The sequence below is a fragment of the Enterobacter sp. DC4 genome (assembly GCF_000568095.1).
Lineage (GTDB): Bacteria > Pseudomonadota > Gammaproteobacteria > Enterobacterales > Enterobacteriaceae > Enterobacter > Enterobacter pseudoroggenkampii.
In genome coordinates, this window is sequence record NZ_AZUB01000001.1 from 714,682 (window position 1) to 724,412 (window position 9,731).

The 9,731-nt window shown below is 60.6% G+C and carries 11 protein-coding genes; 3 read left to right on the forward strand and 8 right to left on the reverse strand.

Annotation, left to right across the window (positions count from 1 at the left end; genetic code table 11):
* Nucleotides 1-16: 16 nt before the first annotated feature.
* Nucleotides 17-1,360, reverse strand: a complete 1,344-nt coding sequence (gene gdhA, locus P349_RS20595; protein WP_023335339.1) for an NADP-specific glutamate dehydrogenase — start codon at nucleotides 1,358-1,360, stop codon at nucleotides 17-19.
* 228 nt (nucleotides 1,361-1,588) lie between these two features.
* Here gdhA and P349_RS20590 point away from each other — a divergent pair, with 228 nt between their 5' ends.
* Complete coding sequence (locus P349_RS20590) at nucleotides 1,589-1,867, forward strand: YnjH family protein (RefSeq protein WP_024908564.1); 279 nt, start codon at nucleotides 1,589-1,591, stop codon at nucleotides 1,865-1,867.
* Here P349_RS20590 and P349_RS20585 read toward each other — a convergent pair.
* Entirely contained in the window at nucleotides 1,824-2,243 is a 420-nt protein-coding gene (locus P349_RS20585) for a pyrimidine (deoxy)nucleoside triphosphate diphosphatase (RefSeq protein WP_024908563.1), read from the reverse strand. The two genes, P349_RS20590 and P349_RS20585, sit on opposite strands and share 44 nt — an antisense overlap.
* A gap of 75 nt (nucleotides 2,244-2,318) precedes the next feature.
* Between P349_RS20585 and P349_RS20580 the strand changes: the two genes are divergently transcribed.
* Nucleotides 2,319-2,888: a carboxymuconolactone decarboxylase family protein gene (locus P349_RS20580; protein ID WP_032650923.1), complete on the forward strand. Its 570-nt coding sequence runs from the start codon at nucleotides 2,319-2,321 to the stop codon at nucleotides 2,886-2,888.
* Nucleotides 2,881-3,498, forward strand: coding sequence for a CDP-alcohol phosphatidyltransferase family protein (locus P349_RS20575; RefSeq protein ID WP_032650924.1), 618 nt, complete (start codon nucleotides 2,881-2,883; stop codon nucleotides 3,496-3,498). The genes P349_RS20580 and P349_RS20575 overlap by 8 nt, the downstream gene beginning before the upstream one ends.
* On the opposite strand, the gene P349_RS20570 is transcribed toward P349_RS20575, so the two are convergent.
* From P349_RS20570 to xthA, 6 genes are all read right to left on the reverse strand, one after another.
* Nucleotides 3,495-4,802 (reverse strand): sulfurtransferase, encoded by a 1,308-nt coding sequence (locus tag P349_RS20570; protein ID WP_024908560.1) that lies wholly within the window; start codon nucleotides 4,800-4,802, stop codon nucleotides 3,495-3,497. The genes P349_RS20575 and P349_RS20570 overlap by 4 nt on opposite strands.
* A 73-nt stretch (nucleotides 4,803-4,875) precedes the next feature.
* Nucleotides 4,876-5,496, reverse strand: coding sequence for an ATP-binding cassette domain-containing protein (locus P349_RS20565; RefSeq protein WP_032650925.1), 621 nt, complete (start codon nucleotides 5,494-5,496; stop codon nucleotides 4,876-4,878).
* On the reverse strand, nucleotides 5,496-7,025 hold the full coding sequence (locus P349_RS20560; RefSeq protein WP_032650926.1) for a thiamine ABC transporter permease: 1,530 nt from the start codon (nucleotides 7,023-7,025) through the stop codon (nucleotides 5,496-5,498). Before P349_RS20560 ends, P349_RS20565 begins: the two co-directional genes overlap by 1 nt.
* Entirely contained in the window at nucleotides 6,998-8,158 is a 1,161-nt protein-coding gene (locus P349_RS20555; protein ID WP_238550760.1) for an ABC transporter substrate-binding protein, read from the reverse strand. The genes P349_RS20560 and P349_RS20555 overlap by 28 nt, the downstream gene beginning before the upstream one ends.
* Nucleotides 8,159-8,173: 15 nt before the next feature.
* Complete coding sequence (locus P349_RS20550) at nucleotides 8,174-8,857, reverse strand: TVP38/TMEM64 family protein (protein ID WP_032650929.1); 684 nt, start codon at nucleotides 8,855-8,857, stop codon at nucleotides 8,174-8,176.
* Nucleotides 8,858-8,863: 6 nt separating this feature from the next.
* Complete coding sequence (gene xthA, locus P349_RS20545) at nucleotides 8,864-9,670, reverse strand: exodeoxyribonuclease III (protein WP_032645347.1); 807 nt, start codon at nucleotides 9,668-9,670, stop codon at nucleotides 8,864-8,866.
* Nucleotides 9,671-9,731: the final 61 nt, after the last annotated feature.

Below are 9,731 nucleotides of genomic sequence, written 5' to 3' on the forward strand. Positions count from 1 at the left end.
CCGCACGATATAAACCTTAAATCACACCCTGCCCAATCATCGCATCCGCCACCTTCACGAATCCGGCGATATTCGCCCCGCGCACGTAGTTGGTTTGCGACGCTTCACCGCCGTACTCCACGCAGGCGTGGTGAATATCCAGCATGATATGGTGCAGGCGCGCATCCACTTTTTCTGCCTTCCAGCCGAGACGCGCGGCGTTTTGCGCCATCTCGAGGCCGGAGGTTGCCACGCCGCCTGCGTTAGCGGCCTTGCCCGGTGCAAACAGCACGCCCGCCTCAAGGAACAGGTCCGTGGCGTCGATGGTGGTCGGCATGTTCGCCCCTTCGGCCACCGCTTTTACGCCGTTGCTAATCAACGTGCGCGCGGCTTCAACGTCCAGCTCGTTCTGCGTGGCGCACGGTAGGGCGATATCCACCGGCACGCCCCACGGCTGTTTTCCTTCCAGGTAGGTCAGGCCAAACTCCCGGGCATAATCCGCCACGCGGCCATCGCGGCTGGCTTTGATTTCACACAGGCGCGCCAGCTTCTCTGCCGTAAAGCCCGCTTCATCCACCACCGTGCCGCTGGAGTCAGAGGCGGTTACCACGCGAGCACCAAACTGCATCGCTTTCTCAATCGCGTACTGCGCCACGTTACCGGAGCCGGACACCGCGACGCGCATGCCTTCAAAGCCTAAACCGTGGCGCTTGAGCATGGCCTCGGTGAAGTAAACCAGGCCGTACCCGGTCGCTTCCGGGCGGATCAGGCTCCCGCCAAACGACAGCCCTTTACCAGTAAAGACGCAGGCGCTGTTGTTGGAGAGCTTTTTCATCATCCCGGCCATAAAGCCCACTTCACGTCCGCCGACGCCGATATCACCGGCAGGCACGTCGGTATCCGGGCCGAGGTGACGGTAGAGTTCGGTCATCAGCGCCTGGCAGAAGCGCATCACTTCGCCTTCGCTTTTGCCTTTCGGGTCGAAATCGCTTCCGCCTTTCCCGCCGCCCATCGGGAGCGTGGTGAGGGCGTTTTTAAAGGTCTGCTCGAAGCCGAGGAACTTCAGAATTGACAGGTTTACGGACGGGTGGAAGCGCATGCCACCCTTAAACGGGCCAATGGCCGAGTTAAACTGCACGCGCCACGCGCGGTTGACCTGCACCTGATTGCGATCGTCCACCCACGTCACGCGGAACTGGATCACGCGCTCTGGCTCGACAAGGCGTTCAAGCAGAGACATTTGGCGATAGCGCGGGTTTTGTTCAAGGAAGGGCCACAGTGTGGTCATCACTTCACGCACGGCCTGCGCGAACTCGCTCTGGTGCGGGTCGCGCTGCTGAACATGGGCAAGGAAACTTTCCAGAGAGCGTGTCTGATCCATAGATATAAGAACCTCTTATCGTATTTTATGTGTATTACTTATGCGATTTGTGTTGTTTTTTTGACTATACCACCCGTACTGCTTTGTGTGGCAAGCAGAAATGTAGGGCGAAAGGGAAATTAATGACATGTGCTGCGTCATAACCAAAAGCGATGAAGAGATAAATTAAAGGTTCCGCTCTGGTTTACCGTTATAGTCATTATCAAGGAACAACAGGAAGATGTGTCTATGAACCGTTATCTACTCACCGCGTTATGTCTGATCTTCACTGCTGGCGCGCAGGCTGACCGCATTCGTCCGGATGTGGAAGTGAATGTGCCGCCGGAAGTGTTTAGCTCCAGCGGCCAGAATCAAACAGTGCAGCCCTGCAATCAGTGCTGTATCTATCAGAATCAGAACTACTCGGAAGGGGCCGTGGTGAAAGCAGACGGCGTGCTGTTGCAGTGCCAGCGCGACGAGCGCGTTATCGGCACGAACCCGCTGGTCTGGCGTCGCGTAAAACAATAAACGCTTCCAGCAGCGGAATATCCGCGGGGGCAAGGGCGTAGCCAAACGCCTCTTCCGGCGTACACCACGCCAGCGCGCTGTGGTAGTGAGCCGTGAGCTCGCCGCTAAACGCAGGAACGTGCCAGGCGTGCAGGTTGATTAACCGCTGCGAGACTTCGCGCTGGTGGCTTGCAACATATTGCGCAGGCAGCGCTTCAATACCCAACTCTTCGCGCAGCTCGCGGATAAGCGCCTCGGGCTGGGTTTCACCCGCCTCGACTTTGCCGCCTGCAAATTCCCACATGCCCGGCTGGTCGGCGTGGGCAGGGCGCTGCGCAAGTAAAATTTTGTCGTCTTTTTCGATGATAGCGGCAACGACATCGAGTGTTTTCAGCATGGTCGTCAATAATTGATAGCGAAAAAAGACATATTATCGTGCCCTTTCTCAGAGTCCAGTAATCAGGAGAATCAGGTGAAAGAGACCACCGCCTGGGTTGCCCCTATCGAATCCCTTCCCGCCAGCCTTAAACCGATTGCCGCCATGCAGAAAAAGCATTTTGGCGCGGTGCTGAATCCCACTCGCTGGTGGGGACGCATGCCGCGTCTGTTCTGGCTGGTGGCGTTGTTTGTCGGTTTTCTGGAGCGTCGTCGCGCGCGCCTGACGCCCGTGCTTCGTTCGCTGCTCATGACGCGGGTGTCCCAGCTCTGTCACTGCGCTTTCTGTATTGATGCCAACAGCCTGCGGCTGGCCGAGCGCTGCGACGCGCTGGATAAGGTGCAGGCCGTGAGCGACTGGCAGGGTTCCGCCTTGTTCACCGAGCAGGAGCGCGCGGCGCTGGCCTACGCCGAGGCGGTGACCGCCACGCCGCCCCGGGCGGATGAGGCCATCAGAACGGCGCTGAAGCGCCACTTTACGGATGACGCCATCACCGAGATGACGGCGCTCATTGCCTTTCAGAATCTCTCCGCCCGCTTTAATGCCGCGCTGGATATTCCGGCTCAGGGGCTGTGCGCCACGTTTAATGAGACGCCTCATGCTTGACCGTCACCTGCACCCGCGGGTAAAGCCCGTTCTGAATCGTCTGGTTTCCGTGCTGGACAAACCGGGCATTACGCCCGACGGATTAACCCTTACCGGGTTTGCCATTGGCGTGCTGGCGCTGCCGTTTCTGGCCCTCGGCTGGTATCCTGCTGCGCTGGTCGCCATCGTGCTTAACCGCCTGCTGGACGGTCTGGACGGGGCGCTGGCGCGCCGCAGAGGGCTGACCGATGCGGGAGGATTTCTCGATATCGCGCTCGACTTTCTGTTCTACGCCCTGGTGCCGTTTGGCTTTGCGCTCGCTGCTCCCGCAGAGAATGCGCTGGCGGCCGCCTGGCTGCTGTTTGCGTTTATTGGTACCGGCAGCAGTTTTCTGGCGTTTGCGGCGCTGGCCGCGAAACACGACATCGACAACCCCGGCTATGCGCACAAGTCGTTTTATTACATCGGCGGGTTAACGGAAGGGACGGAGACCATCGCGCTGTTTGTGCTGTGCTGCCTCTTCCCGGTGCACTTCACGCTTTTCGCGTGGGTATTTGGCGCGCTGTGCTGGCTGACCACCACAACGCGCGTCTGGAGCGGCTACGTGACGCTGAAGTCACTCAACCCTTAGAGCGCGCTTTCAGGCCCGCGCTCACCGGTTGTCACCGGGTTCTGCGGGTGACTGCTCCATTCGTACCAGCCGCCGTCATAGACGGCGATATTCTTCCAGCCCATCGCCCGGGCGTACATAAAGGTTTCGGACGCCCGCCAGCCGGTGCCGCAGTAAAACGCGACGTGCTGTTCCGGCAGAATATTCCAGCGCTTCCACTGGGCGGCGATGTCGTCCGCACTGCGCATGGTGCCATCCGGGTTATGGAAATCCTCCATGTGGGTAGCATCGCTGCCCGCATGACCCCAGCGGGCACCGGCTATTTCACCTTTTGGCTTGATGTAGCTGTAGCCGCTGGTTTCGCCGATGAACTCCGGCCACGAACGAATGCTGACCAGGGAGGCATCCTGACGGTGCAGCATCCCGCGCGCCTGTTCCATATCGACCATCAGCTGCGGCTGGCCGGGGATTGGCGCACCGAAATCGGGGGCTGGCGTCACTTTGCCGGGCGTGCCGCGCTCAACCGGGAGGCCTGCATCTGACCACGCCTTCCAGCCGCCGTCGAGAATACGCACATCCTTCACGCCCGCATACAGCATAATCTGCGCCACGCGCGCGGCGGCGTAAACGTCACGACCATACAAGATGACGGTGGTGTCGTGGCGGATCCCGTGCTTCGCCAGCATCGCTTTCAGCTTGTCGTCGGAGACTTTATTCCACAGCGGCTCGCTTTCCACTTCGTTAGTATCGATGTAGCCCGCGCCGGGAATGTGGTTCAGCAGGTAAAACTTCGGTGCGCCCCAGGCGGCTTCGATCACTTTCCAGTCACCCGACGGCGCGGCGGTCACGGGTTTACCCTGCTGGAGGCGGTGGATCCACTGCGGGTAAACCAGCTGTTCAAAATGAGGCAGGCGCTGAAGGCGGTCGGGTGTCTGCAGTGCGTCGCTGAGCAGCGAAACGTGGCGGTAACCGGCTTTCTCCAGGCGGGCTTTCACCGCCAGGTTATCGTTCTCGTCGCCGTACAGGGCGATGGCCGTTGCAGGTGTAAGCTGATGTTGTTTTGCCCAAAGCGCAATCTGCTCGTCGCTCATGGCGCTAAGCCAGGCGGCAGCAAGGTTGAGTGCGGCGGGTTCATGCCCGGAGGGGCCGCTGAGCGTCTGCGGCCAGCCGTTGTAAAACGCGCTGGCGCGGGTGTCGACAGGCGTGCCGTGCTGCGCCTGAAGCTGAGATAGCGTGATGGCGTTGGGCATATCAGCCGCCAGCGAGGAAAAAGAAGCGAGGCCGCAGAGCAGGGCCAGCGCGGTCAGTTGAGAAACACGTTTCATCGAATAACCTGACGTCAGTAAAAGAGGGGGGCATTGTCGTCTCTCCCGAATCGGAAAACATTGCGTTAGCACATTATTGCCAGCGAGAAATCTCAATCAGCTCGCCGCCGGGCGGAATATCGTCTTCATCGTGCGTGACCAGCACCACCGGAATATTGCGCGCGCGGACGGCGTCAAACACCCATGCCCGAAATGAGGCCCGCAACGCTTTATCGAGGCGGCTGAACGGTTCGTCCAGCAGCAGCGCCTGCGGCTCCGCGAGCAGGGCCCGCAGCAGGCTGACCCGGGCGCGCTCCCCGCCGGAAAGGGTGGCCGGATCGCTGGCGTAATGACCGCTCAGCCCGGCGGAATCCAGCGCCTGTTCGACCGCTTCCCGACGCGCGCGCCCGGCGAGCCGTTCAGGCAGCGCCAGCAGCAAATTTTGCCCGACGCTGAACGGGTCGAACAGCAGCGCGTCCTGAAAGAGAATACCCAGCCCGCGGGACTCCACGGGAAGTCCGTCGCAGCGACGCGCGTCGAGCCACAGTTCGCCCCGTGCCTGGAAATCGTCTGACAGCGCGCCGACCATCCACGCAAATAGGGTCGATTTTCCGCTGCCGGACGGCCCCATCAGGGTGACGATCTCCCCGCGGGGCACGCAAAAACTGACCTCGCGGAAAAGCGGTTCGATGGTGAGATCTTTTACCTTCAGCATTATCGTAATCCTTGACGGTAGCGGCCCGCGAGCCGGGATAACAGGGCGGCAAGACCAAACACCGTGCCCGTGACCAGCAGTAATCCCAGCGCCCGGTTAGCGAGAATCGGGATGCTGCCTCCGCTGCTGAGCGCGACGGTTTCGGTGGTCAGCGTGGCGAAACGCCCCGCGCCCAGCCACAGCGTCGGCATGTATTGTGCCATGCTGACGGAAAAGCCGGTGGCAAAGGCCAGCAGCGCAGGGCGCACCAGCAGGGGGCATTTCAGCAGCAAGAATATTTTTTCCCGTCGCCAGCCGAGCGTTCTGGCGGTAAGAACAAGTCGGGGATCGATCCGCCGCCAGGCGGGTTGCAGCACCAGCAGCGTCCACGGTAATACCCACAGGAGGTGACTCCAGAGCACGGCGGCATAGTTCCCGTCGAGTCCCAGATGCAAAGCAATAAAGTATTGCCCGGTGACGAGCGGGAGGGCCGGAAGGGCGAGCGGTGACCACACCCACACCGCCCCGCGCTGCGGGCCCCATTCCAGCCAGAGAACGCTGATGAGCAGGGTGATCAGGCTCGAAAGCAGCCCGAAGGAAAGGCTGGTCCCCACGGGACCCACGTCGTCCCGCTGTGCCAGTATCAGCAGCACCGCGGCGCACAGAATGCCACACGCGGGCAGAAAGCCGCTGAGTGTACGTTCAGGCAGAACGCGCTCAGACCTGCGGCGTGTCCCGCTGAGGTCCGGAACCCTGCGGCGCCATGCCTTCCATAAACCGTACCCAAGTGCGGCAAGCGCGGCCAGCAGCACGAGGAGAAGCAGGCACAGCAGCGTCCCTTTTGCCTGCTGCTGGGCGTCGCCCTGGCTCAGCCACTGCCAGGCCAGCACGGCCAGGGTAGGCGGGTTGCCGGGCCCGAGCACGATCGCCACGTCCACGACCGACAGCGACCACGCCAGCACCGCCAGCATCACCGCGCCGAGAACGGGCGCAATCGCCGGAAGGATCAGCCAGCTGAGCGTCTGAAAACGCCCATAGCCAAAGGTTTGCAGGACGATCTTCTGCAGTGCGAGCCGTTTTTCCGGCAGGACGGCGTAAATGGCCCACAGGACAAACGCGCTCTCTTTGACCGCGAGCGTCAGGCCCAGACCGACGCCGTAGCGGTCAAACGGCGGAGAACAGACGGTGCAGATCTGATAATACAGACCGCCCTCGGCAAACAGCAGTAACGCGCCGGTGGCGAACGCCACATGGGGGATTGCCAGTAGCCACGGCAGGCGGGTCGTAAGACGTCGCCAGCGCTTACCAGGCCACAGAAGGCTGACGAGGAAAAGGGCAATCAGCAACGTCCCCAGCGTGGCGATGAGCGTTGAGACCAGCGTGGCGACGGTCGCCTGAGGTAGCTGCGGATCGTTCAGCAGCCGCTGCCAGTTTGTCACCGAAAACGCCGGGGTAAGCAGCATGGCGCCGGCGGGCAGGACCGGCAGATAAATCACCGCCATCGCCAGCCAGACAAGTCCGCTCAGCGGGTGCCGTAACGACGCAGCCATTCCTGCTCCAGCGCGTTCACCCAGGCTGACTGCGGCTCTGCAAGCACCTTCGGCAGCTCCTGCGGCGTGTGGGCGAGCAGCTGTTTGGCTTCACCCTCGGGCAGCGTTTTCACATCCAGTACGCTTGGGTCTCCCCATATGACCGGGTCGGCCTTGCGGATTTGCGCCCGCGGTGACAGCAGGAAATTAGCGACCACTTTCGCCCCCGCGCTCGCGCTGGCATTGGCCGGAATCGCCACAAAATGGACGTTGCCGAGCATCCCGCTCTGGAAACCAAAGCTGTAGCTGTCGGCGGGTAGTTCGCTGCTCGCCACTTTCTGCAGCACATGGGCCGGGTTAAATGTCAGCGACAGGTTCAGACTGCCGCGGGCAAGCAGGGCATCCATCCGTGCAGGTGAAGGGGGGAAGTCTTTGCCTTCGCGCCACAGCAGCGGGTGCAGCTTATCGAGGTAGGCCCAGAGCGGCGCGGTAACGTGGTCAAACGTTTCATCGGGTGCTTTTTGTAAAGCCTCAGGGCGATCGGTGAGCGTCAGCAGCAGCTGCTCAAGAAATGCCGTGCCGGTAAAATCGGGCGGGCGAGGATAGCTGACCTTGCCCGGGTGCTGCTGCGCGTAAGCCAGCAGCGCCTGAGGATCCTCCGGCGGCGTCGGCATGCTGGCTTTGCGGGCGATAAAGGTCAGCTGCGCACCGCCCCACGGGGATTCCGCGCCGTCTGTGGGAATTGCAAAATCCTCCGTAACGGGCTTGCGGGTATCGACATAGCGCCAGTTTGGCAGCGTCTGCGCCCATCCGGTTTGCAGCAGGTTCGCTTCTTTTAACATGCGGAAGTTTTCGCCGTTAACCCACAGCAGGTCAACCGAGCCGTTGGCCATACGCCCCGCGGCGGCTTCGGTCTGAATACGTTTTACCGCGTCGGCGGCATCCGCCAGCGGGACGATTTTGAGGGTAATGGCATAGTGCGTTTGCATCTCACCGCTGACCCACTCAAGGTAGCGGTTGACCGCCGGATCGCCGCCCCAGGCGTTAAACCAGACGGTCTGGCCTTTGGCCTGTTGTTGGATAGCGTGCCAGCTTTCGGCGGCAGAGAGAGGGGCTGCCAGCAGCAGACCGATCAGGAACGCGCAAAAACGCACACGGCGCATAATGCCTCACTTTTTAGCAGACGGGAGATAACGGGAAAACAGCCGGCGGGTGACCAGCGGTAATAACCCCAGTAGTGTAAAGGCGAATACCATGCCCGGCGACAAAATATCGCGCAGCGACGCCACTTTTCCCAGCTCGCGCCCGGCGTTCAGAAAGACAACCGTCGCGGGCAGCATGGCGACCTGGCTGACCCACCAGTAGCGAAATACGTCAATCCGGGTCAGCCCCATCAGCAAATTCACCAGGAAAAACGGGAACAGCGGCATCAGTCGCAGGGCAAAAAGATAGCCCGCTCCGTCACGCGCCATACCGGCGTTCACCGTTTTCATCTGCTGAGCAAACCGCCGCTGGACCCCGTCGCGCAGCAGATAACGACTGGCGAGCATGGCCAGCGTGGCCCCGAGCGTGGAGGCAAACGAGACCAGCGCGGTGCCTTCCCATAGGGGAAATAACGCCCCGCCCAGCAGGGTGAGGATCGCCGCGCCGGGTATCGACAGGGCGGAGACCGCCACATAGAGCGCAAAAAAGATCAGCGCGCTGCGCAGCAGCGCGTGGTCGACATGGGAAAGTAACGCCTGCTGGTGAGTTTTAATCCCTTCCAGGGAGAGGGTTCCCGGGGGAAGCATGACAAACGTCAGAATAAATGCGCCCAGAAGGGCGCACAGGAAAGCGATTTTTCGAATGTTCACGCGTCATTACAGCTTGAATTTAGCCCACACCGGCGCGTGGTCGGACGGTTTTTCCATGCTGCGGATATCATAGTCGATCCCGGTTTCGATGCAGCGCTCGGCCAGCGGCGAACTGGCCAGCAGCAGGTCTATACGCAGGCCACGATTGTCGTCAAAGCCTTTTGAGCGGTAGTCAAACCAGGAGAAGCGATCCTGCGTTTCCGGGTTGGCATTGCGGAAGGTATCCACCAGGCCCCAGCCCAGCAGGCGCTCCATCCACTCACGCTCTTCCGGCAGGAAGGAGCATTTGCCGGTACGCAGCCAGCGTTTGCGGTTCTCTTCGCCAATACCGATATCGAGATCCGTCGGGCTAATGTTCATGTCGCCCATGATCAGCACCGGATTCTCTTTTTTGAGTTCGGTTGTCAGGAAGTCCTGCAGATCCTGATAAAACTTCGCTTTGGCCGGGAATTTGGTTTCATGGTCACGGCTTTCACCCTGCGGGAAATACCCGTTAATGACCGTGATATTCCCCAGCGCAGAAGGCACTTCCGCCATGATGATGCGACGCTGCGCTTCTTCACCGTCGCCAGGGAAGCCGCGACGCACGGAAACCGGCGGTGCTTTGGTGAGCAGCGCGACCCCATAGTGTCCTTTCTGACCGTGATAGAAGACGTTGTAGCCGAGTTTCGCCACCTCTTCGAGGGGGAACATGTCGTCGTGAACCTTTGTCTCCTGCAGGCCGATCACATCTGGCTGATGTTGCTCAACGATAGCTTCAAGCTGATGAGGACGGGCACGCAGGCCGTTGATATTAAAAGAGACAAATTTCATAGTCGCTGCCAGTGCAAGGTGAATAGTGCATGGATGGTAGCAGAATTTGCGTCAACTGTTA

Bases quoted from the DNA above. Each gene is read 5' to 3' on its own strand.
- gdhA (WP_023335339.1), bottom strand. From the start codon at position 1,360: ATGGATCAGACACGCTCTCTGGAAAGTTTCCTTGCCCATGTTCAGCAG.
- P349_RS20590 (WP_024908564.1), top strand. From the start codon at position 1,589: ATGAACCGTTATCTACTCACCGCGTTATGTCTGATCTTCACTGCTGGC.
- P349_RS20585 (WP_024908563.1), bottom strand. From the start codon at position 2,243: ATGCTGAAAACACTCGATGTCGTTGCCGCTATCATCGAAAAAGACGAC.
- P349_RS20575 (WP_032650924.1), top strand. From the start codon at position 2,881: ATGCTTGACCGTCACCTGCACCCGCGGGTAAAGCCCGTTCTGAATCGT.
- P349_RS20570 (WP_024908560.1), bottom strand. From the start codon at position 4,802: ATGAAACGTGTTTCTCAACTGACCGCGCTGGCCCTGCTCTGCGGCCTC.
- P349_RS20565 (WP_032650925.1), bottom strand. From the start codon at position 5,496: ATGCTGAAGGTAAAAGATCTCACCATCGAACCGCTTTTCCGCGAGGTC.
- P349_RS20560 (WP_032650926.1), bottom strand. From the start codon at position 7,025: ATGGCTGCGTCGTTACGGCACCCGCTGAGCGGACTTGTCTGGCTGGCG.
- xthA (WP_032645347.1), bottom strand. From the start codon at position 9,670: ATGAAATTTGTCTCTTTTAATATCAACGGCCTGCGTGCCCGTCCTCAT.